Below are 25,084 nucleotides of genomic sequence, written 5' to 3'. Positions count from 1 at the left end.
CCGGGTCAACCGGCCGCGGTCGCCGGCTGTTCCGACACCAGGTCCAGCGCCCGGGTCGGGCAGGTGCGCACCGCGGCCTCCACGTCGCGCAGCTCGTCGTCAGCCGGCTCCGACCGGAGCACGGTCACCACGCCGTCGTCCCCGACCTCGAAGAAGTCCGGGGCGAGCGACTCGCACGCTCCCGAGCCGACGCACCGCTCGCCGTCCAGCGCGATCCGGCTCACGCGGCGCCCCCGAGACGGGCGGGCAGCCGCTTGAGGCCGTTGACGAAGGACGACCGCAGCCGCGCCGGCGGTCCGGTGATCTCCAGGTCGGGCAGCTGCTCGAAGATCTTGCGGAAGGTGACCGCCAGCTCGCGGCGGGCCAGGTGCGCCCCGAGGCAGAAGTGCGGCCCCTTCGAGCCGAAGCCGACGTGCGGGTTGGGGTCACGGGCCAGGTCGAACCGGTGCGGGTCGGCGAACACCTCGGGGTCGCGGTTGGCGGCCGCGTAGAAGAGCAGGAACTTGTCGCCGGCCCGGACCGGGTAGCCGTTCAGCTCGGTGTCCTGGGTGGCGGTGCGGCGCATCCAGGTGATCGGGCTGGTCCAGCGCACGATCTCCTCGACCGCGGTGCGGGTGAGCTCCGGCTCGGCCACCCAGCGCGCGCGCTGCTCCGGGTGCTCCTGGAGGACCAGCAGGCCCTGGGAGATGGCGTTGCGAGTGGTCTCGTTGCCGGCCACGAGCAGCAGGATGAAGAACGACGCGATCTCCTGGTGGCTGAGCTTCTCGCCGTCGACCTCGGTCGTGACCAGCGCGGTCGTCAGGTCGTCCCGGGGGTTGGCCACGCGGTCCGCGGCCAGCCGCTCCATCAGCCCGGCCAGCTCGATGCCGGCCATGAGCAGCCCGGTGAGCGGGTCCTCCTCGTCCTCGACGAGCTCCGGGTCGCCCCCGGAGAGGATCACGTTGGACTTGGCCAGCACCATCGCCCGGTCCTCGGCCGGGATGCCCATCATGTCGCAGATGACCCGCAGCGGGATCGGGGCGGCGATGTCGGCGACGACGTCGATCGTCCCGTCGCCGTCGGCTGCCTTCTGCCGGGCCGCCGCCAGGACGTCGTCGACGACGAGCTCGACGGAGCCGACGACCTGCTCGAGCATCCGCGGCGTGAAGGTCTTGGACACGATGCGCCGGATACGCGCGTGCCGCGGATCGTCCATGCTGATCAGCGAGCCGTAGAACTCGTTCAGGTCCGCCGGGATGTCCTGGATGGACACCGCGCCGTTCCCGGAGCAGAAGAGCGAGGGCTGGGAGCTGATCGCCTCGAGGTCGGCGTACCGGGTGACGGCGTGGTAGCCCGGGCCGCTCGGCATGTTGGGGATCTCCGGCTCGGTGAAGAACGCGAGCGGGCGCTGGGCGCGCAACCGGTCGAACACGGCGTGCCGCTCGGCCGGCGGGCAGAGCCAGAAGTCCCGGTCGGACAGGTCGATGCCGAGGTCCCCGGCCCCTGCTTGCCGTGGCTGCGGAACGGTTCCCTGCGTGGGTGCTGCGTCGATGGACACCTGGCCACTCCCCTGCGATCGGACGTCCTCGCACGTTAGGAGCCGAACGCGGTGACGCACAACACACAGGGCCATGACGTGCCGAAAAAGGTTGCAGGATGCACGCGATGAGCCGACTCAGGAACGACGAAGGCCCGGTCACCGTGGTGACCGGGCCTTCGTGGTGGTAGCGGGGACAGGATTCGAACCTGCGACCTCTGGGTTATGAGCCCAGCGAGCTACCGAGCTGCTCCACCCCGCGTCGGTAGAACCACTGTACCACCCACCCCGACCGAGCGGAGCACCGTGCTTGACGACCACCCGGCTCCCCCGGCATCGATCGACCTCCGGACCGCACGGGCGGAGTTCGCGGCCGAGACGACGTACCTGGACACCGCGGCCCTGGGGCTGCCGCCCCGCCGCACGGTGACCGCCGTGCGCGACGCTCTCGCCACCTGGCAGGCCGGACGGGCGCACGCCCCCGGTTACGACGCCGCCGTCACCACCGCGCGAGCCCGGTACGCCGACCTCGTCGGCGTGTCGGCTGCGGCCGTGGCCGTCGGCAGCACGGTCAGCGCGTTCGCGGGGCTGGTGGCCGCGAGCCTCCCCGACCGGAGCGAGGTGCTGACGGCGTCGGGCGAGTTCACCAGCGTGCTCTTCCCGTTCCTCGCCCAGGTCTCCCGCGGCGTGCGGGTCCGGGAGGTCCCCCTGGAGGCGCTGGCTGACGCGGTCACCCCGCGCACGACGCTCGTCGCCGTCTCCGCCGTGCAGTCCGCCGACGGCCGGCTCGCCGACCTCGACGCCCTCGCCGCCGCGACCGCCACGACGGGCACCGAGGTCCTGCTCGACACCACCCAGGCCGTGGGCTGGCTGCCCGTGGACGCCGGCCGCTTCACCTACACCACCGGCGGCGGCTACAAGTGGCTGCTGGGTCCTCGCGGCACCAGCTTCGCCACCGTGCGGCCCGAGGCGCTCGACCGCGTGGTCCCCCACTCCGCGGGCTGGTACGCGGGGGCCGACCCGTGGACCAGCATCTACGGCTCCCCGCTCCGCCTGGCGCCCGACGCGCGGCGGTTCGACCTCTCCCCGGCGTGGCTGAGCTGGGTCGGGCAGGCCCCGGCGCTGGAACTGCTCCAGCAGGTCGGCCGCGAGCAGCTGCACGCCCACGCCGTCGGGCTGGCGAACCGGTTCCGCGCCGCCGTCGGGCTGCCGCCGGGGAACTCGGCGATCGTGAGCGCGGAGGTGCCGCCCGGCACGGCCGAGGCCCTGGCGGCCGCCGGCGTCGTGGCCGGGATGCGGGCCGGGCGCCTCCGGCTGGCCTTCCACCTGCCCAACACGGACGCCGACGCCGATCTGGCCGCAGAGGTCCTGAACGGTCGGGTGCGCTGAGCGTCCGGTGCCGGTCCTCGTGGGGACCGTGCGGCAGCCCCGTCACACCTGCCTCAGGAGACGTGCGCGCCTTCCCGGGAGGCCCCTCCCCCGCGCCTACAGTCCGGCTCGTGGTGGGGGACATGACGACGAGCGCCTTCGTCGGTGACCCGCAGCCGGTGGAGATCCACCACCGCGGGATCTGGTACTCCGGCGAGCTGCTGGGCTGGCGGCACACCGAGGACGGGCGCGTCTCCGCCCGCGTGCGCTGCACCGTCGACGGCTTGCGCCACTCGACGTGGAAGGACCTCTCCGAGCTCCGCCTGCCCGACCCGGCCCACCCGCCGCGGCGCGAGCCCTATCCGGCCGCCCCTGCTCGGGTCGTCGGCGCCGCTCCCCTCGAGGACGACGACCGGACGCGCCCCAACAACCACTTCACCGGGCTGAGCAGCCGGCCGCACAAGCCGGCCCACGTCACCGCTCCACCCGTTCCGGTCCTGCCCGCGCGCGTGGCCGCCCCCGCCGTCGCGGTCGCACGGCCCCGGCCGACGCCGTACCGGCGCCCGGAAGCCGTGCGGCAGGCCGACGCCTGGTCGCGCGACTGGAGCGCCTCCCCCACCTGGGACGGCCACGACGAGCGACTGACCACCGTCTGACGAGCACCCCGAGACACGACGAAGGCCCGGTCACCGTGGTGACCGGGCCTTCGTGGTGGTAGCGGGGACAGGATTCGAACCTGCGACCTCTGGGTTATGAGCCCAGCGAGCTACCGAGCTGCTCCACCCCGCGTCGGTAGGGCGAGCCTACCAGGAGCCGGGGCGGCGGTCCGCCCGAGGGCGGACCGCCGGTCCCGGCCCGGCGATCAGCCGCCGTCGCCGCCGGGCTGCTGGGTGCGCTGGTAGGCCTCCACCGCGCGCTGCAGGTCGGCCAGCGCCTGCCCCTGCGCGGCGAAGTCGCCGGAGCGCTGCGCGTCGGCCAGCCGGGTGAGCGCGGCGTTCATCTCCGCGACCGCGGCATCGCGCTCGGGAGTGGAGCCTCCTCCGCCGTCGGTCGGCGGAGGGGTGGGTTCCGGCGACGGCGAGGGTGAGGTGGGTGCCGGGGTCGGCGTCGTGCCCTGGCTCCCGCTGTCGGTCGCGGCGTCGCCCGCGCCGTCGCCGAACACCTGGTCCAGCGCCTCCTTGAGCGTGTCGGCGTACCCGACCCGGTCGCCGTAGTTGACCAGCACCTTCCGCAGCAGGGGGAAGGGGTTCGTCCCCGTCCCCTGCACGTACAGCGGCTCCACGTAGAGCAGCCCGTTGCTGCCGATGGGCAGGGTCAGCAGGTTGCCGAACACCGGCTTGGAGTCCGCGCTCCGGAACAACGTCAGGTCCCGCGCGACGTCGTCGTCGGTGTTGAACGACTGCTGGACCTGCTGGGGCCCCTTGAACGGCGTGTTGCCCGGCAGCCGCAGCACCTGCAGCTTGCCGTAGGACTCCGGATCGCTGGACGCCGAGACGAACGACGAGAGGTTCTGCCGGTTGAACGCGTTGAGCGCGCTCGTCAGCTGGAACGTCGTCTCCGTCTCGCCGGGCCGCTGCGCCAGGATGTAGTACGGCGGCTGGGCCTCCGCCTGACCACCCCGCGTCGGGTCGTCCGGCACCGCCCAGCGGTCGTTGCTGTTGTAGAAGTCCTGCGGGTCGTCCACGTGGTAGCGGGTCAGGATGTCCCGCTGCACCTTGAACAGGTCCTCCGGGTAGCGCACGTGGCTGACCAGCTCGTCGGACATCTCGCTGCGCGGCTGCACGACCCCGGGGAAGGCCTTCATGAAGGTCTTCAGCACGGGGTCCTCGTCGTCCCAGGCGTAGAGCGTGACGGTCCCGTCGTAGGCGTCCACGGTGGCCTTGACCGAGTTCCGGATGTAGTTGAACGTCTCGTCCGGCAGGGCGGTCGTGCCGGTCCCGGTCAGGGCGTCCGCGGCGACCTCGCCGAGCGTCCGCTGCTCGGCGTAGGGGTAGGAGTCCGACGTCGTGTAGCCGTCGAGGATCCACGTCACCCGACCGTCGACGACCGCCGGATAGGGGTCGCCGTCGACCTCGAGGAACGGAGCGGCCTTCTCCACGCGGTCCCGCGGGTCGCGGACGTAGAGCACCTTGGACGCGTCGTTCACGGCGCTGGAGAGGATGAAGTTCCGCTCCCGGTAGTAGATGGCGAACGTCAGCTGCCGGAAGAAGCTGCCGACCGAGACACCACCCTCGCCGTCGTAGGTGTTCTTGATCTGCCCGTCGTCGGCGTTGTCGTCCTCGGGGCGGTCGAACTCCCGCGGCGCGCTGCCCTCGGGCGCCCCGACGACCGAGTAGACGTCCTGCCCCTGGTCGTTGATGAGCTCGCCGTAGTAGATGCGGCCCTGCTCGACGGGGATGTTGCCGCGGGTGGGCAGGTCGCGGGTGGTGAAGTCGGGGACGCCACCCTCGCGCACCGAGATGATCTCGTTGGCCGGCGCTGCCACGAACCCGTTGCCGTGGGTGTAGACGGTGTGCCGGTTGATCCAGCTCGCCTGGTTCTCCGACAGCTCCGAGCTGTTGAGCTCGCGCGCGGCGACCACGTAGTCCTGCGTCCGCATCTCACCGGTGTCGAGGTCGGGCAGCGTGTAGCGGTCGATGTCCAGCTTGTCCGGGAAGCCGTAGACGTTGCGGATCTGCTGGCGCGCGGTGAACGTGCCCGACAGGACGTTCGGGTCCAGCAGGCGGGCGTTCTCGATCGTCCCGGCGCTCTCCTGGATCTGCTCCCGCGCCTTCGCCGGGTCGACCGAGTCGCCGGTCTCGCGGGCGTACTCGACGTAGTCGATGTCCTCGAGGTCGTAGGCCTCGCGGGTCGAGGCGATCGCCCGCTCGATGTAGGGCGCCTCCTTCTCGTTGGCGCTCGGCTTCACCACGAACTGCTGGACGATCGCGGGGTAGGCGACGCCGATCACCAGGCTGGAGACCAGGAGCAGGACCAGCGCCATGGCCGGCAGCAGGAAGTTGCGCACCACGATGTTGGCGAGGAACGCCACCGCGCAGACGCCCGCGACCCAGACCAGGATCGTCTTGGAGACCAGCAGGGCGTTCACGTCGGTGTAGCTCGCGCCGGTGAACTCACCGCCCCGGCCGGAGTAGACCAGCCCGTACCGGTCCAGCCAGTAGGCCACCGACTTCAGCGCGACGAACACCCCGACCAGCACCGACAGCTGCACCCGCGCGGCCGCCGTGAGCTTCTGCCCCGGCGTCTGCAGGCGCAGGCCGCCGAAGACGTAGTGCGTGAGCAGTGAACCGATGAGCGCCAGGATCGCGATGGCGAAGCCGAAGCCGAGCAGCAGCCGGTAGAACGGGTAGTCGAAGACGAAGAACGAGACGTCGATGCCGAACTGCCGGTCGGTCCGGCCGAAGTCGGTGGCGTTGCGGAACGACAGCCAGGTCTCCCAGTTCGCCTGGGCCGTGAACCCGGCGAACAGGCCCAGCACCACGGCGATGCCGGTGAGCACCAGGCCGCGGCGGGGCTCCAGCGACTGCCGGTAGCGCTCGAGGTTCTGCTGCTCCAGCGACATCGGCCGGAACGCCGGACGGAACCGGTAGGCCAGGTACATCGACAGGGCCGTCAGCCCACCGGTCGCGACGCCGGCCACGGCGAACAGCAGCGCGCGCGTCTGCAGCTCGGTCCAGAACACCTTGGTGAAGCCGGTCTCGTCGAACCAGAGGTAGTCGACGTAGACGTTGGTCAAGGTGCCCACCACGGTGAACAGCACGAGCAGCACGGCGATGACGCCGATGACCAGCTTCGCGCGCCGCGACAGCGTCGGCACCGGCACGGGGGGCCGCATGGCCACGAGCGGTCTCCTTCAATTGCAGGCGTGACCGGTCGGCCACGCGACGATCGACCGCGAGGGTCCAGGGGCGCACGGCGGAGTGCTCCCCCGGCCCTCCCAGGACAACGCACCGAGCGGCGCGGGGTTCCCGGGGGCCCGCCGTCGCCGGCGGGCCGTGCGGCCGGCCCCAGCTTCCCCCACCGGAGGACCGGTGCGCCGCGTGGGCCGCGTCCGGTCCGGGCGCGTCGTCAGCAGCCCGCCGGCGTGCGCCCGGCGCGCAGGTCGGCCAGGGCGTCGAGCGCGTCGTCGAGGGTGGCCACGCGGGCCATCGGCACGCCGGGATCGGGGGCCGCGACCGCCTCGGCGCAGTTGTCCGCAGGGACGAGGAACAGCTCGGCCCCGAGCTCCCGGGCCGCGACCATCTTGAGCGTGATGCCCCCGATGGGGCCGACGGTGCCGTCGAGATCGATGGTGCCGGTCCCGGCGATCACCTTGCCGCCGGTCAGGTCCTCGTCACCGACGAGGTCGAGGATCCCCAGCGTGAGCATGAGCCCGGCCGACGGGCCGCCGACGTCGGCGACCTGGATGTCGACGTCGAACGGGGCGGAGGGCTGGTCCAGGACGGAGATACCGAGCAGCGACCCCTCGCGGTCCGTCGCGGCCCGGGTCGTGACGGTGGTCGTCCCCGGCGTGCCCAGACGGGTGTAGTCCACGGTCACCTCGGTGCCGGGAGGGACGTCGGCGAGCACGTCGTTCAGCACCTGTGCGTCGGGGACGGGGCGGCCGGCCACCGCCTCCACGGCGTCGCCCTCCTCGAGCCGGCCGGCGGACGGGGAGCCCTCGGGGAGCCCCCGGACGACGACCTTCTGCGGATAGCCCAGCTCGCCGAGCGCGACGCTCTCCGCCGCCTGCTCGGAGGTCAGGAAGGCCTCGCGGTTGGCCTTGCGGGTCTCCTCCTCGCTGCGGTCCGGCGGGTACACCGCCTCCTCGGGGACCACGACCACTTCGTCGTCGAACCAGCCCTGCACCGCCTGCACCAGGCTCAGCCCACCGCGGCTCACCCCGACCGTCGTGAGGTTCAGGTTGCCCTCGGTCCGGTTCCGCTCGCGCCCCTGGACGGCGATGATCGGCTCGCCGTCGATGTCGCCGAGGGTGTTGTAGGTGGGGCCGGGCACCTGGGCCACGTAGGGCACCGGCACCGTGGTGCCGAGGACGCCGAACAGGAGCAGCAGCACGGCGCCGGCGCTGAGGACGGCGATCCGACGGGTCACGACCGGCCAGCGTACGGGCCTGCGGCGGAGTGCCGACGGCGCCGCAGCACTCCGGGATGACCTGGGGCTCCGGCGTCTACCGTGGATGCATGAGCGACGTGCCGTTCGGCTTCGGCCTCCCCGACCGCGACCCCGAGCGCCGCGAACCCGGACGCGGTGGCGACCAGGGCGGTGGCGACCCGTTCGGCCTGGGGGCGCTGTTCGGCGGGATGGCCGGAGGCGGGTCCCCCGAGGACGTGCTGGGCAAGATGCCGCTGTTCGCCGAGCTGCAGAAGCTCATGAACTGGTCCGGCGGGCCGGTCAACTGGGACCTCGCCCGCCAGGGTGCGATCAGCGGCCTGGCCGCCGGTCACCAGCCGACGTCCGACGCCGAGCGCTCGGCGGCGGCCGAGGCGCTGCGGCTGGCCGACCTGTGGCTGGACCAGGTCACCGAGCTCCCGTCGGGCATCGAGCGCACGGCCGCGTGGTCGCGGGTCGAGTGGGTCGAGCAGACGCTGCCGGCGTGGGGCGCGCTGATCGACCCCCTGGCCGAGCGGGTGGTCGCGGCGATGACCAGCGCCCTCCCCCAGGAGGCGGCGATGTCCTTCGGCCCGATCGCCGGGATCATGGGTCGCATGGGCGGCGTCATGTTCGGTGCCCAGGTCGGCCAGGCGCTGGGCAAGCTCGCGGAGGAGGTCCTCACCAGCACCGACGTCGGGCTGCCGCTCGCCCCCGCCGGCACCGGCGTCCTCGTGCCGCAGAACCTCGCCTCCTTCGCCGAGGGCCTGGACCGCCCGGCCGACGAGGTACGGCTGTTCGTCGCGCTGCGCGAGGCCGCCTCGCAGCGCCTGTTCGCGCACGTGCCCTGGCTGCGTCAGCAGCTGCAGGACGCCGTGCACGCCTACGCCCGCGGCATCACCATCGACCGCGAGGCGATCGAGCGCGGCATCACCGAGGCCATGTCCGGCGGCCTCGGTGAGGGGCTGGACCCGAGCGACCCGGAGAGCATCCAGCGGCTGCTGAGCTCGGGGGTCCTGGAGCCGGCCGAGACCCCGGAGCAGCAGATGGCCCTGCGCCGGCTGGAGACGCTGCTGGCGCTGGTCGAGGGGTGGGTCGACAGTGTCGTGGCCGCTGCCTCGGCCGACCGCCTGCCCGGGCACGCCGCCCTGGCCGAGACGATGCGGCGCCGCCGGGCCTCGGGCGGCCCCGCCGAGCAGACCTTCGCGACGCTGGTCGGGCTGCAGCTGCGTCCGCGCCGGCTGCGGGACGCCGCCACGGTGTGGGGCGCCATGGCTCAGCAGCACGGCAGCGTCGAGCGCGACCGGCTGTGGTCGCACCCCGACCTGCTCCCGACGTCGGACGACCTCGACGAGCCGCTGGACTTCGTCGCCCGGCAGGGGCTGGACGACGAGTTCCGGGCCCTCACCGAGGAGCAGCCGCCCGAGGAGGACTGACCGGTCAGTCGACGTCGGCCGGAGGCTCCTGGCTCGCCGCACCCGCCGTCGCGGCCAGCTCGACGCCCTCGAGGAACCCCCGCGCGCGCTCCGCGCGGGGGTAGCGCGCCACCAGGCTCCAGAAGCGCTCGTCGTGACTGGGCTCGAGCAGGTGCACCAGCTCGTGGACCAGCACGTAGTCGACGACGTACTCCGGCATCGACTGCAGCCGGCTGGACAACCGGATGGTGCGGTCGGCGGGGGTGCACGAGCCCCACCTGCGGTGCTGGTTCTCCACCCACCGGACGCCGGCCGGCTCGGCCAGCCCGTCCAGGTGTGCGGCCGACAGCGCCCGAGCACGGGCGAGCAGCTCGGCGTCCCCGCCCAGCGATCGCTTGCGCCGCTCCTCCCGGGTGCGCAGCTTGGCCACCATCTGGGCCACCCAGCGCTGCTCCTCCGCCGGGCTGAAGGCCGCGGGGATCAGGACGACGGTGCGCCCCATCTCGCGGTAGGCGGTCACGGTGCGCCGGCGGCGCGGGCTGCGCCGGACCTCCACGACGTCGTCGTCGGCCGGGCCGGGCACAGCGGCGGCGTCGGGAGGAGTTGCGGGCACAAGGGCACCGTAGGACACCGGACGGGAGTGGCGCCTGCGCACGGACACCCTCTCGGGTGCACGTCGCACGGACGGTGGACACGAGCACCGCTCCAGCCGGTGACGAGGTCGCGGAACGTGGACCGTCCACACCCGGTGGAGCGCGTCCGCGCTGGTCGACCGGGCAGCGGGCGCTGCGGAGCGCGACCCGTCCCCCACCCGTCCCCGGTCCACGCACAGCGACACGCCTGGTCGTCCCCATGGCGTCCACAGGTCTGTCCACAGCTGTGGGTGACGCAGTGCGACGACGGCTCCGCCGAGGGGCCGATGTGCCCGCCGGACGTGCTGCCGTTCGTGTCGTGGCCGCCGGACCCGGGTAGCGTCCTCGCGCAACGGCGCCCGGCGTGCGAGCCGGGAGGCCCCGAGATCGAGGAGATCCCCGTGGCGGAGAGCTACAACGGCTACTGCGTGAAGTGCAAGGAGAAGCGCGACTTCGACGGCGAGGTCAAGGTCAGCGAGTCCGGCCGCCGCATGGCCCAGGGCACCTGCCCGGTCTGCGGCACCAAGATGAACCGGATCCTCGGCAAGGCCTGACCCGCAGGTCCCCCGCGTCACACCCACGGCGGCGTTCCCCTCGGGGAATGCCGCCGTGCGCGTTCCGGGCCTGTGGAGAACCGGGGCGGGAGGGGCAGCGACCCTGCGACCCTGCTCCTGTGAGCGACAGCGCCCATCCCCTCCTCCCTCCGGCGACACCTCTCCTCCACGGCGACGGCGGGAGCGTCCAGGTCGGCGGTGTCGACTCCACCGACGGACTCGTGCTCGACCCGCTCCCCGGGTTGGGGCGGCTGATCCGGGCGCTCGACGGTCGCCGCTCCGAGCGGACGATCCGCGCCGACGCCGCCCGGGACGGACTGGGTCCCGGCGTCGTCGAGGTGGTGCTGGCCGCCCTGCGCTCCGCCCGGCTGGTCACCGACCTCGACCCGGCGGACCTGCTCGCCATGGGTGCCGGCCCGGCCGCCGTCGCGCGGGCCGCGGTCGAGCTGCCCTCGGCAGCCGTCGTCCCGCGATCCGCGGTGTGGCGCAACCGGGCTTCGGCCGCGGTGGTCGTGGACGGCGCCACCCGGGTCGGCGTCCCGCTCGCCGCCGTGCTGGCCGCCAGCGGGGTCGGGCGGGTGGTGGTGCGGGACGAGGGCTCGGTCCGGGCGGCCGACGCCGTGGTCGGCGGGCTGACCGCCGACGACGAGGGTCGTCCTCGGTCCTCGGCGGCGGCGGACGCGGTCCGGCGGGTGAGTCCGTCGACCGATCAGCGCCCCCTGCCCCCCGGGGTCCCGCCCGATCTCACGGTGCTGGCCCGCCCGTGGGCGGCATCCGATCCCGTCGCCGTCCGGAGCGTCGACGGCGGGGCCGTGCTCGTCGCCACCGTGCGGGGCGAGACCGGCGTCGTCGGACCCCTGGTCGTCCCGGGCGCCACCAGCTGCCTGCGCTGCGCGGACCTCCACCGGCGGGACGCCGACGGTCGCTGGCCGGGGCTGGCCGCCCAGCTGGTCACCGCCGAACCGCCCGCCAGCGGTTCCACGCTCACCTGTCTGCTGACCGCGCTGCTCGCAGCCGGTCAGGTCCTCGCCTACCTCGACGACGCGGGTGCGCCGCTCACGCTCGACGCGAGCGTGGAGCTGCGACCGCCGGACCTGATCCCGCGGGTGCGCCGCTGGCCGCCGCACCCGTCCTGCGGGTGCGGCGCGGCGCGGCCGGAGCAGTCGCCCGCCGAGGATGCCGATCCGCTTCCTCCGGGCGGAGAGTCGTCTCCGCAGGGAAGAATGGGCCGCTGAGCGCGCTCCGCCGCTCACCCCACACGACACGGCGCCGTCCGGGCGTCGGCGAGGAGGACGCGTGAGCGACGAGCGACCGGTGATGCCGCGGGGATCGGTCGCCCGCACCGCCCGTCTCGCATCCCTCCCTCTCGGCGCGGCCGGACGGGCGACGCTCGGGCTGGGACGACGGCTGTCCGGCCAGTCGGCCGAAGCCGTGAACGCGGAGCTGCAGCAGCGCACCGCCGAGCAGCTGTTCGCCGTCCTCGGTCAGCTCAAGGGCGGCGCGATGAAGCTCGGCCAGACGCTGTCGGTGTTCGAGGCGGCCGTTCCCGAGGAGATGGCCGCGCCGTACCGCGAGGCGCTGGTGAAGCTGCAGGAGGAGGCGCCGCCGATGCCGGTGCGGACGGTGCACGCCGTCCTCGCCCAGCAGCTGGGTGGTACCTGGCGGCAGCGGTTCAAGGAGTTCGACGACACTCCCGCTGCGGCGGCCAGCATCGGGCAGGTGCACCGCGCGACCTGGCGCGACGGCCGCGACGTGGCCGTGAAGATCCAGTACCCGGGCGCGGGCACCGCGCTGATGGCCGACCTGAACCAGCTGGCCCGTTTCGCGCGGCTCTTCTCGTCGCTGTTCCCGGGGCTGGACGTCAAGCCGCTGATCGCCGAGCTCAAGGCGCGCGTCGCCGAGGAGCTCGACTACGGCCTGGAGGCCGACGCGCAGCGCGGGTTCGCCGCCGCCTACGCGGGCGACCCCGAGATCGCCGTCCCACGCGTGGTGGCCAGCGCACCGAAGGTCGTCGTCTCCGAGTGGATGGAGGGCACGCCGCTGTCGCGGGTCATCGCCGACGGCACCCGCGAGCAGCGGGACCGGGCCGGCCGGCTCCTGGCGGTGCTGCACTTCTCCGGCCCGCAGCGCGCCGGGCTGCTGCACGCCGATCCGCATCCGGGGAACTTCCGGCTGCTGGCCGACGGCCGACTGGGCGTCATCGACTTCGGGGCCACCGCCCGGTTGCCCGACGGGCATCCCGAGCCCATCGGGCGGCTGCTGCGCTGGGCGCTGGCCGGCCGGGCGGCCGAGGTGCTCGCGGACCTGCGCACCGAGGGGTTCGTCCGGCCCGGGGTGGAGATCGACGCCGACGGCGTCCTCGACTACCTGCGACCGCTGCTCGAGCCGGTCGCCGGGCCGCACTTCCACTTCACCCGCGCCTGGATGCAGGAGCAGGCGGCACGGATCGCCGACCCGCGGACCGAGGCGAACCGGCTGGGGCGCCAGCTCAACCTGCCCCCGGCCTACCTGCTGATCCACCGCGTCACGATCGGCTCGATCGGGGTGCTGTGCCAGCTCGACGCCGACGCGGACTGGCGCGCAGTGCTCGAGGAGTGGCTGCCCGGTTTCCGGGACTGACGCCCCGGCGCAGCGGTCGGGTCCGGACGCACCGGGGGTACGCCGGACCCGACCGCGGGTTCCTGCCGGCGTCGCCTACCAGACGGCGGCGCTGGCGCGCGCGGCCCGGCGGACCGCACGCTCGGCCCGACGGGAGGCCCGTCGCGCCAGGTAGAGACGGCGGGCGCGCGCGGCGGCCTCCGCCTCGGTCTGCAGCTCGGCGAGCCGGCTGCGGACCAGTTCGTGCTCGGTGGTGTACATGACACGTTCCTTCGCTGTGGTGAGGGACTGCTCGTCGCTGACTGCGGACCTCACGCGGCGACCACCTTGCGGGGCCGGCCGCGCGGCCGCTTCCGGGCGATGACCACGCCGCGTTCGAAGATCTCGCCGCCCCAGACACCCCACGGCTCGGCGCGGTCCAGCGCGCCGGCCAGGCACTTCTGGCGCACCGGACAGCCGCCGCAGAAACCCTTCGCGAGCTCCAGCTCGCTCGGGCTCTCCGCGAACCACAGGTCCGGGTCCTCCACCCGGCACGGCAACGGGAGCCGCACCGGGGCGGGTGACAGGGGCGGGCGGGGGCGCCGCGGCTGGGGGCCGGGCGGCGTCGCTCCACCGGTCCGGGCGAACGCGGGTCGGCGGTGGGACGTCGGGCGGTCGATCGTCTGCTGCACTGCCGCTCCTCCTCGTACTCGTGTCGGGTACGGCCGGCGGGGGCTCCGCCGACCGAAGTCGGGAGCCGGGTGCCGCGGAGGGAAGAAAAAAGCCGCGGATCCCGGGGTTCGGGTTCCGCGGCCTGGAGGAGGACCGGTCGAGCGCTAGCTCTGCGGTCTCCCCGGGGAGTGGATCCCGAGGGGGGTGGTGAGGTCGTTGGTGGGCACCGAGGTGGACGCGAGGAATCGCTCGGCGAGGGCCTGCTCCCGGCGCTTGCCGATCAGGGCGCCGACGTGGCGGGGGCTGCCCTGGACGGCGATCCAGGACAGACCGGTGGCGCCGGACGGAGCGGCGGGCGGCTGCATCAGCACGGAGCCACAGCCGGCCGGGACATCAGCGACGGAGGAGGTGTAATCCGTGGTGATCATCGAAGTGCCCCCTCCTTCCTGGGTCCGCGTCCCGGCCGACGGCCGGGATCGCACGGGGTGGCGCTCGTGTGTGTCAGGACACTAGGACCGCACCCGAGATGCGGTCAAACGAATTAACGACGACGTCCTCCCGACGGGCCGCAGACCCCCCGGAAGCCACCGGGAGGGACTCAGCCGCTGACCGCGGCCAGCACGTCCTCGCCGTAGAGGTCGAGCTTCTTGGCACCGACGCCGGGCAGACCGGACAGCTCCCGCAGGCTGGTCGGCCGGCTCTCCGCGATCGCCTGGAGGGTGGCGTCGGAGAAGACCACGTAGGCCGGCACCGACTGGGTCTGGGCGGCCTGGCTGCGCCAGGCGCGCAACCGCTCGAACAGCTCGCCGGCCTCGCCCTCGAGCACGACCTTGGCCTTCTTGGTGGCCCGGCGCACCGGCGGCGCCGTGGGCCCGGACTCCGGCGCGAGACCGGTGAGGAACTGGCTGCGCGGTCGCGCACGGCGCCCACCCGGGTTGCGGGACAGCGACCAGGACAGCGACAGCTGCTCCCGCGCGCGGGTGATGGCCACGTAGAGCAGCCGTCGCTCCTCCTCGACCGCATCGGGCCGGCTCAGCGACTGGGCGATGGGGACCACGCCCTCGACGAGCCCCACCACGAACACGACGTCCCACTCCAGGCCCTTGGCGGCGTGCATCGACGCGAGGGTGACCCCCTGGACCGTCGGGGCGTGCTGGGCGTCGGCGCGCTGGGCGAGGTGGTCGACGAAGCCCCCCAGGTCCAGCGAGGGGTTCTCCGCGACCAGGTCGACGGCGAGGTCGACCAGGGCGGCCAGCGACTGCCAGCGGTCCCGCGCCGCTCCCCCGGGCGGCGGCCGGTGCTCCGCCCAGCCGGTCGAGGCCAGCACGTCGCGCACGGCCGGCACGAGCATCCCCGGCTCGTTGCCGCCCGCCGCGGCGCCGCGGAGCAGCAGCACGGCCTCGCGCACCTCGGGCCGCTCGAAGAACCGCTCGCCGCCCTTGAGGACGTACGGGACGCCGGCTGCCGCCAGCGCGTTCTCGTAGACCTCGGACTGCGCGTTGATCCGGAACAGGACGGCGATCTCCGCGGCCGGCATGCCCTCGTCGATGAGCGCCCGGCACCGGGCGGCGACGGCGGCGGCCTCGGCGGGCTCGTCCGGGTACTCGGTGAACCGCGGCTCGGCGCCCTCCGCCCGCTGGCCCAGCAGCCGCAGGCCCGGCAGACCCTTGCGCCGCGGCGCCATGCCGATCAGCTTGTTCGCCAGCCCGACCACCTGGGGCGTGGAGCGGTAGTCGCGCTCCAGCTTGACCACCGCGGCATCGGGGTAGCGGTCGGCGAACCCGAGGAGGTAGTCGGGGTCGGCGCCGGTGAAGGAGTAGATGGTCTGGTTCGGGTCACCGACGACGCACACCTCCGCCCGGCCGCCCAGCCAGGCGTCGAGCAGCCGCTGCTGCAGCGGGTTGACGTCCTGGTACTCGTCGACGACGAAGTGGCGGTACTGCGCGCGCACCTGCCGTGCGACGTCCGGGTGCTCCTCGAGCGCGTAGGCCGTGACCAGGAGGAGGTCCTCGAAGTCGAGCATCCCGTCGCGCTGCTTGGCCGACTCGTAACTGGCGTAGACGGCCGCGACGGCGGCCGGCTCGAACGGCGCCTCACGGCCGGCCGCCTTCGCGCGAGCCGGGTAGTCGTCGGGCGTGGCCAGCGTGGTCTTCGCCCACTCGATCTCGCCGGCGAGGTCGCGCAGGCTGGTGCGGTCCGTGGTCAGCCGGTTGCGCGTGGCCGCCGAGGCCACCACCCGGAGCTTGTTCTCGATCAGCGGCGGCATGGGACCGCCCAGGACCCTGGGCGCGAAGTACCGCAGCTGACGCATGGCGGCCGCGTGGAAGGTGCGGGCCTGGACCCCGCCCACGCCGAGCCCGGCCAGACGGGAGCGCAGCTCCCCGGCGGCCCGTGCCGTGAACGTCACCGCGAGGACCTGCTCCGGCACGTAGGTGCCGGTGTGCACGCCGTACGCGATGCGGTGGGTGATCGTGCGCGTCTTCCCCGTCCCCGCACCGGCCAGGATGCAGACCGGGCCCGACACCGCCTGCGCCGCTTCGCGCTGCTCGTCGTCGAGACCGCTGAGCACGGCCTCCGCCTCCGCCTGCGACATCCCGCCGTCCCTCCTGCTCGTCCTGCGGCCCGACGGCCGGTACCGATCCTCCCAGCCCGTGCCGACACCGCCCGGGAAGCATCCCCAGGGGTGCGGCGTTGCCGATCTCGAGGACGCCACCCCGGGACAGGGCTGGACCCGCCCGGCACGAACAGGGAGACTCCCCGCGATGACCACGACCCCCGGCAGCGCCGTCACCATGTACACCACCTCGTGGTGTGGCTACTGCGTGCGGCTCAAGAAGATGATGCAGCGCGAGGGCATCGAGTTCGCCGAGGTCGACATCGAGAGCGACGCGCAGGCGGCCGACCTGGTCATGAACGCCAACGGCGGCAACCGGACCGTTCCCACGCTCCTCTTCCGCGACGGCACCGCCCTGACCAACCCGAGCATCGACCAGGTCAAGGCCCAGCTCGCTCAGCAACCGGGGGCGTGAGCCGGCGTGGTCCCCGGTCCCCGAACCTCCGGCGCGGTCGACGATCCGTCGTCGGGCCCGACCGGTCCGATCGTGGCAGGTGACCACCCCGTGGTCGCGCTCACCCGCACCCCCCGCGGGTGGACGGTGATCCCGGTGTCCGGCCCGGTCGCCGGCGAGCCCGTCGCCGAGCTCGTCGAGGGCATGACGCTCGCCGACCTCGTGGCCGAGGAGCTCGGCGGGGCCTCCGAGCCCGATCGCAGCGCGCGTCGCTCGGCCCGTGGGGCTCTCGAGGCATCGGCGGACGCCGACCCCGTCGCCCTCCGCATCGCCGCGCTGGAGCGCACGATCGCCCAGCTGGAGCACGCGCTGGCCGCCCGGGTCTCGACCGAGCGGGCGATCGGGGTCCTCGCCGAGCGGCACGGTTCCAGCGCGCGAGCGGCCTTCGAGGAACTGCGCGGCCGAGCCCGGACCCAGGGCCGTCCCGTGGTCGAGCTCGCCCGCGAGGTGCTGGACGGGCTGGCCGCCGAACCGGCGCCCGCCACCGTCGCTCCCTCCGCGGTCGGCGACGCCGTCGCCACCCCGGCCCCGCGCTCGCAGCCGGCCACGCGCGGCGCCGTCGTCACGGACGGCCGGTCCTGACCCGACCCGAACCGCTCTCCCCCGACGCCCTCGCCGACCGGCTCGCCGCGCTCCTGGCCGCCACCCCGCCGATGCCGGGCGCCGCCGCGCTCCGGATCGGCGTGGACGGGCCGGAGGTCGCCGAGCCCGAGCGCCTGGCCCGCGCGGTGGGCGAGCGCCTGCCCGCCCTCGGCCACGGCGCCGTCGTCGTCCCCGCCACCGGCTTCTACCGGCCGGCCTCCCTCAGGCTGGAGCACGGACGCACCGACCCCGACGCCCGGTACACCGACTGGCTCGACGTCAGCGCACTCAACCGCGAGGTGCTCGGCCCGCTGGGTCCCGGTGGGAGCGGCCAGTACCTGCCGGTGCTGTGGGACCTCGCCCGTGACCGGGCCGCGCGCGAACCCCGCCGGTCCGCCCCACCCGGGGCCGTGGTGCTGGTACCCGGCGCGCTGCTGCAAGGGGTGGGGCTGGCCCTCGACGTCGTCGTGCACCTGCGGATGAGCCCGGCCGCGCGGGCCCGGCGGACGCCGCCCGAGCAGCGGTGGGCGCTGCCCGCGTTCGACCGCTACGACGACGAGGTGGACCCGACCGCGCTGGCCGACGCCGTCGTCCTCGCCGACCACCCGGACAAGCCCGCCCTGATCCTCGGGGGGCGCTGGGGCTGAGTCACAGCTCGTCCCTGAGCCAGAGGTCGAGGATGTGGCGGGCGATGGAGATCGACGGCGGGATGGCGAGCAGTCCGTCGGGGGTGCGCAGCTCGTCACGGGTGAACCAGCGCGCCTCCTCGATCTCGGTCGGGTCCACCCGGATCTCCTGGCCGTCGCCGTCCACCCGGGCGACGAACCCGAGCATCAGCGACTGGGGGAACGGCCACGGCTGGCTGGCCACGTAGCGGATGTCGGTGACCCGGAGCCCGACCTCCTCCTCGACCTCGCGAGCGACGGCGGCCTCGGCCGACTCCCCCGGTTCCACGAACCCCGCCAGGATGGAGAACCGGCCCGGCGGCCAGACCGCCTGCCTTCCGAGGACGACGCGGTCGGCGCCGTCGTGGACGAGCATGATCACCGCCGGGTCGGTGCGGGGGAAGAACTCCGTGCCGGTGGTCGGGTCGCGCTGGACCCAGCCCGCCCGTTCCACCGTCGTCGGCGCACCGGTCAGCGGGCTGAACCGGTGCCGCTCGTGCCACTCGAGGATGCCGATCGCCTGGGCGAGCAGGCCGGCGTCCAGGTCGCCGAGGTCGGCGCCGAGGTCGCGCAGGCCGGCCCAGTGGTCGACCGGCCGGCCGTTCACCGTGAGCGACCGCTCGCCGCGGACCGCGGCATGGGGAACGCCGTCGGCCTCGCCGAGGTACACCGCTCCCGGAGGCAGCTGCGGCCGCTCGTCCCACACCAGCTCCGGCCCGGACGCTCCCTCCCGCACGGGCACCGCGCGGTCGCCGTCGACGGTGAGCAGGCGGACCGGCCGACCGCCGGTCGGGTCGGGCAACGACCGGGCCAGGTGCGCCCGGTCGTGCGCGGACCGCGACAGCACCGGCCCGGTCTCCCCGCTCATGCCTCCTCGCCGCCCCCGCTCACGGTGACCGGGCCGAGGGCGCCGAGCTCGGCGGCCACCCGGCTCGCATCGCCCACCACGACCGCGGTCAGCGCCTCCGGCGCGAGGTAGCGCGCGGCAGCCTGCTGCACCTGCTCGACGGTGACCGCTTCGAGGTCCTGCTGATGGGTGCGCAGCCAGTCGGCCGGCAGGCCCACGCCCAGCAGCGCCGACAGCGTGCTGGCCAGCCCCGCGTGCGTGGCCGTGGACAGCGCCATGCTCCCGAGGACGTAGCGCCGGGCGGCGTCGAGCTCGGCCTCGGTGACCGGGGTCAGCGCGATCCTGCCGAGCTCGTACAGCGTCTCCAGCAGGGCCGGGCCGGTCACCTCGGTGGCGACGTCGGCCTCCACCAGGAACGACGACGCCGCCCGCTGGTGGTCGATCGCGCTGCGCGGGCTGTAGCTGTAGCCCTTGCGCTCGCGGATGTTCTCCACCAGCCGCGAGGAGAAGTAGCCGCCGTAGATCATCGCGGCCAGCCGGGCCGCCGGCAGGTCCTCGTCCGTGCGCGCCGGTGCCGGTCCGCCCAGTCGCAGGTTGGACTGCACGGCGCCGGGCCGGTCGACCAGCTCGATACCGGCGGGGCGCAGCTCGGTGACCGCCGGCGGCTCCACGGCCTTGCCGCTGCCGGTCCATCCGGCCAGAGCCGCGGCGACGGCGTCCGCCGCGGCGCGGGGGTCGACGTCGCCGACGAGCACCAGGATGCTCCCGGCCGGGAGCACCCGTTCCCGGTGCAGCCGGCGCAGCGCCGGCGCCCGGACCGCCGAGACGAGGTCGGCGTCGGGCAGCTGGATCGCGTACGGGTGCGTCCCGTAGCGCCGCTTCGCCAGGGCCGAGCGCGCGATGGTGCTGGGCTGGGAGCGCGCGATGGCGATGCGCTCGGCCAGCCGGTCGCGTTCGCCGTCGACCTGGTCGGCGGGGTAGCCGGCGCCGGTCAGCAGCTCGGCGACGACCTCGAGCACGGGAGCGAGACCGCCGGGCAGCAGCGTCGTGCCGAACACCAGCCGGTCGGAGTCGGTGGCCACCGAGAGCTCCGCGCCATGGGTCTGCAGCAGCTGCGCGATGCGGGTCTGGTCGTGCTGCTGGGTGCCCAGGAGCACCGCCCCGGAGAGGACGGAGCCGCGGGCGGCGTGCACCCCGGCGTTGCGGGCGTTCGCGGCGGCGAACGGGATGCGCAGCCGGAGCTCCACCAGGGGCACACCGGGCCGGGGGACGACGACGACGCGCAGGCCGTTGGGCAGCGTCGTCTCCTCGACGACCGGCACCGGCTGCGGCCGGGGCTCGCCCAGCGGCGGGATCAGCGAGGTCGGTGCGGCGGTCATCGGGCGCCTCCTGCCGGTCGGAGCTCCAGCATGGCGACGGTGCCCGGGTCCAGGCCCCGGGCCGCGGCCTGCACGGCCTCGGGCGTGACCGCGGCGAGCCGCGCGGCCAGCTCGCCGGCGAGCTCCGCGCGGCCGTGGACGAGCTCCGCGGCGGCGAAGGACAGCGTCCGGCCGAGGATCGAGTCGGACTGCTGGAGCAGCTGCGCCTCGGTGCGGGCCTGCACGCGGCGCAGCTCCTCGGCGTCGACGCCGTCGGTCGCGATGCGCTCGATCTCCTCGTGCACCGCGGCGGTGACCTTCTCGGCCGGGACCCCGGCCGGGTGGTGCACCTGGGTGGTGAGCAGGGTGGCGTCACGGACGTCGAAGGGGTCGCCGAAGAGGCCGACGTAGCTGCTCTGCGCGATGGCCGTGCGGTCCCCGTGGATCAACCGGCGCTCCAGCCGGGAGGCGTCGCCCTCGCTGAGCACCTCGGCCAGCAGCACCGTGCCCAGGTAGGTGTCGAAGTCGCCGACCGGGTCGGGCACCCGCCAGCCCAGCGCGAGCGCCGGCGCGGTGATCAGCCGGTCCTCGACCACGGCCGAGCGGACCGTGGTGGGCGACGGCTCACCGGTGGGCGGCAGCGGCGGGACCTCGCGGGCGGCCACCGGCCCGAACCAGCGGCGGACCAGCTGCTCGGTCTCGGCGACGTCGAGGTCGCCGCCGATGCACAGCACCGCGTTGCCCGGGGCGTAGTAGCGGTGGAAGAAGTCGGTGGCGTCGTCGACCGTGGAGGACTCGAGGTCGACGAACGAGCCGTAGCCGTCGTGGGTGTTGGCGAAGCTCTCGAAGGCCACCTGCGGCAGCTGCAGCCACGGGAAGGCGCCGTAGGGCCGGTTGAGCACGTTGACCCGGATCTCTTCCTTCACCACGTCGATCTGGTTGCGGAGGTTCTCCTCGGTGATGGCCGGGGCGGCCATGCGGTCGGCCTCGAGGAAGAGCGCGCGCTCCAGCGCCTCGGCGGGCAGCGCCTCGAAGTAGTTCGTGTAGTCCTGGTGGGTCGACCCGTTGAAGGTGCCGCCGGCGGCCTGCACCAGCCGCGCGTGCTCCATCTTGGCCACGTTGGCCGAGCCCTGGAACATCATGTGCTCGAAGAGGTGGGCGAAGCCGGTCCGCCCCTCGGGCTCGTTGCGCATCCCGACGTCGTAGTAGACGCTCACCGCCACCACCGGCACGCTGCGGTCGGGGGCGAGGACGACCCGCAGGCCGTTGTCCAGCGTGAACCGTTCGACCGGGTGCCGCAGGGTCAGTTCGGTACCAGCTGCAGTCACGCGACCGACAGTAGCCGCGGAGGACGACGCGGCGCCGTGCGGTCACCCCGTCCGAGGGTGGCCCGGTCGCGGGACACGGGCAGCGGCTCGGCGCAGCAGGGGGACGGCACGTGGCCGCGGTGTCGTCCGGAGGACGACAGGTGTCAGAGCACGTCGACGTCGTCGAGCACCCGGTCGATGACGCCGTACAGCTCCGCGTGGGTGTTGGGGATCGAGACGTAGAGCAGCGCGGGTGCCCTGCGACCGACGTCGATCAGCAGCAACGCCGCGCGCTCGCCCGTGGCGTCGTAGCCCGGGATGTCCCAGGCGAGCTGGAACTCGTACAGGTGCGCCTGCCGGCCGTCCACCGTGCGGGCCTCGTCGCGCAGCACCGTGCGCTCGTTCGGGCCGGGGTAGTAGTTGCCGCGCACGCTGTCGGCCACCGCGGTGACCGTGGACTGCAGAGTGGCCGGCCCCCGCCATCCGTACCCCTCGGCCACCGGTCCCGAGGTGCACTGCGAGATGAAGATGCCGCCGTCGGGGGTGTCCTCCTGGGTGGTGAAGTACTGCCCGGCCGTCTCGGTCGTCTCCAGCTGCACGCCCAGGTCGAACTCCGACCACCCCTCCCCCAGGTACGGGTAGGAGATCCCGGCCGCCGTGTCGATGATCCGCACGGTGCCCGGTGGGAAGGTGGGTGCCGCCGGCGCCGGCGCCGGCTCGATCCCGGACGACGACGGCCGGGCGGAACGGTCCTGGGAGTCCCCGCCGGACCGCAGGGCGAGCACCGTGCCGAGCACGGAGGCGACCACGACGACGACCGCCACGGCGGCGATCCACAGCCGGCGGGACCCCGCGGTCCGGGCCGCGGGGGCCGGCCCCGCGACGTCCGGTGCCTCGGGACGCTCCGGGCGAGGAGCGGGAGTGCCGGGCAGGCTCCGCACGGCGACGCCCGGACCGGAGGGCATCATGACGTCGGACCAGCCGGCCCCGTCCCACCAGCGCACCATGCCCTCGGCCCCGCCGGGGTCGGGGTACCAGCCCGGTGGAGGGGTCTGCCCGGCTCCGGTCACCCCGTCAGGGTAGGTCGTCGTTCCCACTCCTCCCGGAGGTCGCGTGCATCCCACTCCGGACGAGGACCAAGTGCTCCCGGGTCAGGTCCTCCCGGGTCAGGTGCTCCCGGGCCAGGTGCTCCCGGGCCAGGTGCTCCCGGGCCAGGTGCTCCCGGGTCAGGTGCTCCCGGGCCAGGTGGTCCGCCGGTTGCGCGCCGCCGGCTGCGTCTTCGCCGAGGACGAGGCCAGGCTGCTGGCAGCCGAGGCCGCCGGCCCCGAGGCGCTCGAGGCGCTCGTCGAGCGACGGATCGCCGGCGCGCCACTGGAGGTGCTGCTGGGCTGGGCGGAGTTCCGCGGGCTCCGGATCCTCGTCGCGCCGGGCGTGTTCGTGCCGCGCCGGCGCACCGAGGCCCTGGTCGAGGAGGCCGTGCGGCTGACCCCGCCCGGCGCCGTCGTCGTCGACCTGTGCTGCGGGTCGGGCGCGGTGGGCGCCGCGATCGCAGCCGCCGTGCCGGGCATCGAGCTGCACGCCGCCGACGTCGACCCGGCCGCCGTCGCCTGCGCTCGGCGCAACCTGCCCGGCGTGCCGGTGCACGAGGGCGACCTCTTCACCGCCCTCCCCCCGGAGCTCGCCGGGCGCATCGACGTCCTGACCGCCAACGTGCCCTACGTGCCGACCGACGCCCTCGCCCTGATGCCGCCGGAGGCGCGCGACCACGAACCACGGGTCGCGTTGGACGGCGGGCCCGACGGCCTGGCTCTGGCGCGGCGGGTGGCGACCGGCGCGGTCGAGTGGCTGGCGCCCGGCGGCTCGCTGCTGTTCGAGTGCGGCGAGGGCCAGGCACCGGACGCGCTCGACCTGGTCACCGCGACCGGCATGGACGCCCGCCTGGTGACCGACGACGAGCGCGGCGCGACCGTCGTCGTCGGCACCCTGTCCTAGCGCCGGCGGCCAGCCAGCTCTCGCCAGAGGTGGGCCGCCGCCTCCGCGCCGCGGGAGAGCATCGGCAGCAGCACCCGCTCGTTGGGCGAGTGGATGCGGTCGGTCGGCAGGCCGACGCCGAGGAACAGCAGCGGAGCCCCCAGCGCTCCGGTGATGGCGGCCTCGGGCCCGCTGCCGCCCTCGCGGGTGAGCAGCACGTCCTCCGGCGCGGTGTCGAAGGCCTGCCCGATGGCGCTGAGCAGCGCGTCCATGTGGGGGGAGTCCAGGTCGCTGGCGCAGGGCGCCACCCCGCCGGGCGGAGTGTGCACCTCCGCCTCGATGCCGGCAGGGACGTTCGCCCGGACCCAGGTCTGCAGCATCGGCCCGATGTCCTCCGGCCGCTGGTCCGAGACCAGCCGGAAGGTCACCTTGGCGTGCGCCTCGGCCGGGATGATCGTCTTGTGCCCGGGGCCGGTGTACCCGCCCCACATGCCGTTGACCTCGGCGGTCGGGCGGGCGCCGGTGCGCTCCAGCGTGCTGAAGCCGGCCTCTCCGTAGGTGGCGCGGGAGGCGGCCGGTCCGGTGAGCCACTTCTGCTCGTCGAACGGGACCCGGCCCATGAGCTCGCGCTCGCGGTCGGACAGCGGCCGCACCCGGTCGTAGAAGCCGGGAAGGGTGACCCGTCCCTGGTCGTCGTGCAGCCTCGCGATCAGCTCGGCCATCGCGTGCAGCGGGTTGGGCACGGCACCACCGAAGGAGCCGGAGTGCAGGTCGACGGCGGGTCCGCGCAGCGTGATCTCGGCGTCGGCCAGCCCGCGCATCGCCGTCACGGCGCTGGGCACGTCCGGTGCGGCCATGCCGGTGTCGCTGACGACGACGACGTCGCAGGAGAGCCGGTCGGCCTTCTCCGCCAGCAGCGCCTCGAAGTGCGGGGAGCCGGACTCCTCCTCGCCTTCGACCAGTATCTTCACGGTGACCGCAGGAGTGTCCCGACCCGTCGCGGCCAGGTGCGCGCGGAGCCCCAGCAGGTGGACGATCAGCACGCCCTTGTCGTCGCTGGCGCCACGGCCGTGCAGCTCGGTCCCGTGCGGCCCCTCCACGCGGGTGGGCTCGAAGGGCGGGTGCTCCCACAGTTCCGGCGGGTCGACCGGCTGCACGTCGTGGTGGCCGTAGACCAGGGCGACGGGCGCATCCGGCTCGGCGCTGGGCCACTCGGCGTAGACGGCGGGCGCGCCCGCGGTCGGCCAGATCTCCACGGTCGGGAAGCCGGTGCGGCGCAGCGCCTCGGCCAGCCACGCGGCACTGGCGGCGACGTCGTCGGCGTGCCCGGGGTCGGCGGAGATCGAGGGGATCCGCACCCACGCCTCCAGGTCGGCGTACAGGTCGTCCTGGTGGGCGGTGACGTACTCGCGCTCGCTGCTCACGCCGACGACGGTAGTGCCGCCAGCACGGCCGGCTCCGCCC

The 25,084-nt window shown here is 74.3% G+C and carries 24 protein-coding genes and 2 tRNA genes; 10 read left to right on the top strand and 16 right to left on the bottom strand.

The genetic code is table 11. The features are described from left to right. Positions 1 to 5: 5 nt before the first annotated feature. From DQ237_RS07680 to DQ237_RS07670, 3 genes are all read right to left on the bottom strand, one after another. Complete coding sequence (locus DQ237_RS07680; RefSeq protein WP_113798798.1) at positions 6 to 224, bottom strand: ferredoxin; 219 nt, start codon at positions 222 to 224, stop codon at positions 6 to 8. Next, a complete protein-coding gene (locus DQ237_RS07675; protein ID WP_205730114.1) occupies positions 221 to 1,537 on the bottom strand; it encodes a cytochrome P450 in 1,317 nt (438 codons plus the stop codon). Before DQ237_RS07675 ends, DQ237_RS07680 begins: the two co-directional genes overlap by 4 nt. 164 nt (positions 1,538 to 1,701) lie before the next feature. Continuing rightward, positions 1,702 to 1,778: transfer RNA gene (locus tag DQ237_RS07670), tRNA-Met, on the bottom strand. Positions 1,779 to 1,822: 44 nt separating this feature from the next. Here DQ237_RS07670 and DQ237_RS07665 point away from each other — a divergent pair. Then, on the top strand, positions 1,823 to 2,905 hold the full coding sequence (locus DQ237_RS07665) for an aminotransferase class V-fold PLP-dependent enzyme (protein WP_166509543.1): 1,083 nt from the start codon (positions 1,823 to 1,825) through the stop codon (positions 2,903 to 2,905). A gap of 122 nt (positions 2,906 to 3,027) precedes the next feature. Then, a complete protein-coding gene (locus DQ237_RS07660) occupies positions 3,028 to 3,540 on the top strand; it encodes a hypothetical protein (RefSeq protein WP_113798792.1) in 513 nt (170 codons plus the stop codon). 56 nt (positions 3,541 to 3,596) lie between these two features. Here the strand turns inward: DQ237_RS07660 and DQ237_RS07655 are convergent. The 3 genes from DQ237_RS07655 to DQ237_RS07645 form a co-directional block, all read right to left on the bottom strand. After that, positions 3,597 to 3,673, bottom strand: a tRNA-Met gene (locus DQ237_RS07655). A gap of 73 nt (positions 3,674 to 3,746) precedes the next feature. Further along, positions 3,747 to 6,719 carry a UPF0182 family protein gene (locus DQ237_RS07650; protein WP_240619520.1) on the bottom strand — a complete coding sequence of 991 codons (2,973 nt, stop codon included), beginning with the start codon at positions 6,717 to 6,719 and terminating at the stop codon, positions 3,747 to 3,749. 233 nt (positions 6,720 to 6,952) lie between these two features. Next, positions 6,953 to 7,975, bottom strand: coding sequence for a PDZ domain-containing protein (locus tag DQ237_RS07645; RefSeq protein WP_113798789.1), 1,023 nt, complete (start codon positions 7,973 to 7,975; stop codon positions 6,953 to 6,955). A gap of 89 nt (positions 7,976 to 8,064) precedes the next feature. On the opposite strand from DQ237_RS07645, the gene DQ237_RS07640 reads away from it, so the two are divergent. Beyond that, entirely contained in the window at positions 8,065 to 9,408 is a 1,344-nt protein-coding gene (locus DQ237_RS07640) for a zinc-dependent metalloprotease (RefSeq protein WP_113799389.1), read from the top strand. A gap of 4 nt (positions 9,409 to 9,412) precedes the next feature. Here the strand turns inward: DQ237_RS07640 and DQ237_RS07635 are convergent, their stop codons facing one another. Then, the gene (locus DQ237_RS07635) at positions 9,413 to 10,000 is read right to left on the bottom strand and encodes a M48 family metallopeptidase (protein ID WP_113798787.1); all 588 of its coding nucleotides are present in this window, start codon (positions 9,998 to 10,000) and stop codon (positions 9,413 to 9,415) included. A gap of 270 nt (positions 10,001 to 10,270) precedes the next feature. Here DQ237_RS07635 and DQ237_RS07630 point away from each other — a divergent pair, with 270 nt between their 5' ends. The 3 genes from DQ237_RS07630 to DQ237_RS07620 all read left to right on the top strand — a co-directional run bounded on the left by DQ237_RS07630 (position 10,271) and on the right by DQ237_RS07620 (position 13,192). Then, entirely contained in the window at positions 10,271 to 10,573 is a 303-nt protein-coding gene (locus tag DQ237_RS07630) for a DUF5679 domain-containing protein (RefSeq protein ID WP_113798785.1), read from the top strand. Positions 10,574 to 10,692: 119 nt separating this feature from the next. Continuing rightward, a complete protein-coding gene (locus tag DQ237_RS07625; RefSeq protein WP_113798782.1) occupies positions 10,693 to 11,808 on the top strand; it encodes a ThiF family adenylyltransferase in 1,116 nt (371 codons plus the stop codon). A gap of 61 nt (positions 11,809 to 11,869) precedes the next feature. Next, positions 11,870 to 13,192, top strand: a complete 1,323-nt coding sequence (locus tag DQ237_RS07620) for an AarF/ABC1/UbiB kinase family protein (protein WP_240619480.1) — start codon at positions 11,870 to 11,872, stop codon at positions 13,190 to 13,192. Positions 13,193 to 13,267: 75 nt separating this feature from the next. Here DQ237_RS07620 and DQ237_RS19415 read toward each other — a convergent pair whose 3' ends face one another. The 4 genes from DQ237_RS19415 to DQ237_RS07605 form a co-directional block, all read right to left on the bottom strand. Further along, the gene (locus DQ237_RS19415; RefSeq protein WP_147251761.1) at positions 13,268 to 13,486 is read right to left on the bottom strand and encodes a hypothetical protein; all 219 of its coding nucleotides are present in this window, start codon (positions 13,484 to 13,486) and stop codon (positions 13,268 to 13,270) included. Further along, entirely contained in the window at positions 13,483 to 13,698 is a 216-nt protein-coding gene (locus tag DQ237_RS07615; RefSeq protein WP_304557735.1) for a WhiB family transcriptional regulator, read from the bottom strand. The genes DQ237_RS19415 and DQ237_RS07615 overlap by 4 nt, the downstream gene beginning before the upstream one ends. 288 nt (positions 13,699 to 13,986) lie before the next feature. Next, entirely contained in the window at positions 13,987 to 14,250 is a 264-nt protein-coding gene (locus DQ237_RS07610; protein WP_113798780.1) for a hypothetical protein, read from the bottom strand. A gap of 170 nt (positions 14,251 to 14,420) precedes the next feature. Next, on the bottom strand, positions 14,421 to 16,415 hold the full coding sequence (locus DQ237_RS07605; protein WP_113798779.1) for an ATP-dependent helicase: 1,995 nt from the start codon (positions 16,413 to 16,415) through the stop codon (positions 14,421 to 14,423). A gap of 169 nt (positions 16,416 to 16,584) precedes the next feature. Between DQ237_RS07605 and DQ237_RS07600 the strand changes: the two genes are divergently transcribed. The 3 genes from DQ237_RS07600 (at position 16,585) to DQ237_RS07590 (ending at position 18,119) form a co-directional block, all read left to right on the top strand. Beyond that, positions 16,585 to 16,851: a mycoredoxin gene (locus DQ237_RS07600; protein ID WP_113798777.1), complete on the top strand. Its 267-nt coding sequence runs from the start codon at positions 16,585 to 16,587 to the stop codon at positions 16,849 to 16,851. Between the two features lie 72 nt (positions 16,852 to 16,923). Next, a complete protein-coding gene (locus tag DQ237_RS07595) occupies positions 16,924 to 17,472 on the top strand; it encodes an ANTAR domain-containing protein (RefSeq protein WP_240619479.1) in 549 nt (182 codons plus the stop codon). A gap of 71 nt (positions 17,473 to 17,543) precedes the next feature. Further along, positions 17,544 to 18,119 carry a uridine kinase gene (locus DQ237_RS07590; RefSeq protein ID WP_240619478.1) on the top strand — a complete coding sequence of 192 codons (576 nt, stop codon included), beginning with the start codon at positions 17,544 to 17,546 and terminating at the stop codon, positions 18,117 to 18,119. A gap of 1 nt (position 18,120) precedes the next feature. Here the strand turns inward: DQ237_RS07590 and nudC are convergent, their stop codons facing one another. The 4 genes from nudC to DQ237_RS07570 form a co-directional block, all read right to left on the bottom strand. Then, entirely contained in the window at positions 18,121 to 19,005 is an 885-nt protein-coding gene (gene nudC / locus DQ237_RS07585; RefSeq protein WP_113798773.1) for an NAD(+) diphosphatase, read from the bottom strand. After that, positions 19,002 to 20,363: a pitrilysin family protein gene (locus DQ237_RS07580; RefSeq protein WP_113798771.1), complete on the bottom strand. Its 1,362-nt coding sequence runs from the start codon at positions 20,361 to 20,363 to the stop codon at positions 19,002 to 19,004. The genes nudC and DQ237_RS07580 overlap by 4 nt, the downstream gene beginning before the upstream one ends. Then, positions 20,360 to 21,670: a pitrilysin family protein gene (locus DQ237_RS07575; RefSeq protein ID WP_113798769.1), complete on the bottom strand. Its 1,311-nt coding sequence runs from the start codon at positions 21,668 to 21,670 to the stop codon at positions 20,360 to 20,362. The genes DQ237_RS07580 and DQ237_RS07575 overlap by 4 nt, the downstream gene beginning before the upstream one ends. Positions 21,671 to 21,813: 143 nt before the next feature. After that, positions 21,814 to 22,719: a DUF2510 domain-containing protein gene (locus tag DQ237_RS07570; RefSeq protein ID WP_113798767.1), complete on the bottom strand. Its 906-nt coding sequence runs from the start codon at positions 22,717 to 22,719 to the stop codon at positions 21,814 to 21,816. Positions 22,720 to 22,762: 43 nt separating this feature from the next. Between DQ237_RS07570 and DQ237_RS07565 the strand changes: the two genes are divergently transcribed. Further along, positions 22,763 to 23,641 carry a putative protein N(5)-glutamine methyltransferase gene (locus DQ237_RS07565; protein ID WP_304557734.1) on the top strand — a complete coding sequence of 293 codons (879 nt, stop codon included), beginning with the start codon at positions 22,763 to 22,765 and terminating at the stop codon, positions 23,639 to 23,641. On the opposite strand, the gene DQ237_RS07560 is transcribed toward DQ237_RS07565, so the two are convergent. Next, the gene (locus DQ237_RS07560) at positions 23,638 to 25,044 is read right to left on the bottom strand and encodes a M20/M25/M40 family metallo-hydrolase (RefSeq protein ID WP_113798765.1); all 1,407 of its coding nucleotides are present in this window, start codon (positions 25,042 to 25,044) and stop codon (positions 23,638 to 23,640) included. The genes DQ237_RS07565 and DQ237_RS07560 overlap by 4 nt on opposite strands. Between the last annotated feature and the right edge of the window lie 40 nt (positions 25,045 to 25,084).

This window comes from Blastococcus sp. TF02-8 (assembly GCF_003319175.1).
GTDB lineage: Bacteria > Actinomycetota > Actinomycetes > Mycobacteriales > Geodermatophilaceae > Blastococcus.
The sequence above is the reverse complement of the archived record's forward strand: the minus strand, read 5'-3'. Positions and strand labels throughout refer to the sequence as shown.

Bases quoted from the DNA above. Each gene is read 5' to 3' on its own strand.
- DQ237_RS07660 (WP_113798792.1), top strand. From the start codon at position 3,028: ATGACGACGAGCGCCTTCGTCGGTGACCCGCAGCCGGTGGAGATCCAC.
- DQ237_RS07650 (WP_240619520.1), bottom strand. From the start codon at position 6,719: ATGCGGCCCCCCGTGCCGGTGCCGACGCTGTCGCGGCGCGCGAAGCTG.
- DQ237_RS07640 (WP_113799389.1), top strand. From the start codon at position 8,065: ATGAGCGACGTGCCGTTCGGCTTCGGCCTCCCCGACCGCGACCCCGAG.
- DQ237_RS07610 (WP_113798780.1), bottom strand. From the start codon at position 14,250: ATGATCACCACGGATTACACCTCCTCCGTCGCTGATGTCCCGGCCGGC.
- DQ237_RS07605 (WP_113798779.1), bottom strand. From the start codon at position 16,415: ATGTCGCAGGCGGAGGCGGAGGCCGTGCTCAGCGGTCTCGACGACGAG.
- DQ237_RS07600 (WP_113798777.1), top strand. From the start codon at position 16,585: ATGACCACGACCCCCGGCAGCGCCGTCACCATGTACACCACCTCGTGG.
- DQ237_RS07590 (WP_240619478.1), top strand. From the start codon at position 17,544: ATGCCGGGCGCCGCCGCGCTCCGGATCGGCGTGGACGGGCCGGAGGTC.
- nudC (WP_113798773.1), bottom strand. From the start codon at position 19,005: ATGAGCGGGGAGACCGGGCCGGTGCTGTCGCGGTCCGCGCACGACCGG.
- DQ237_RS07580 (WP_113798771.1), bottom strand. From the start codon at position 20,363: ATGACCGCCGCACCGACCTCGCTGATCCCGCCGCTGGGCGAGCCCCGG.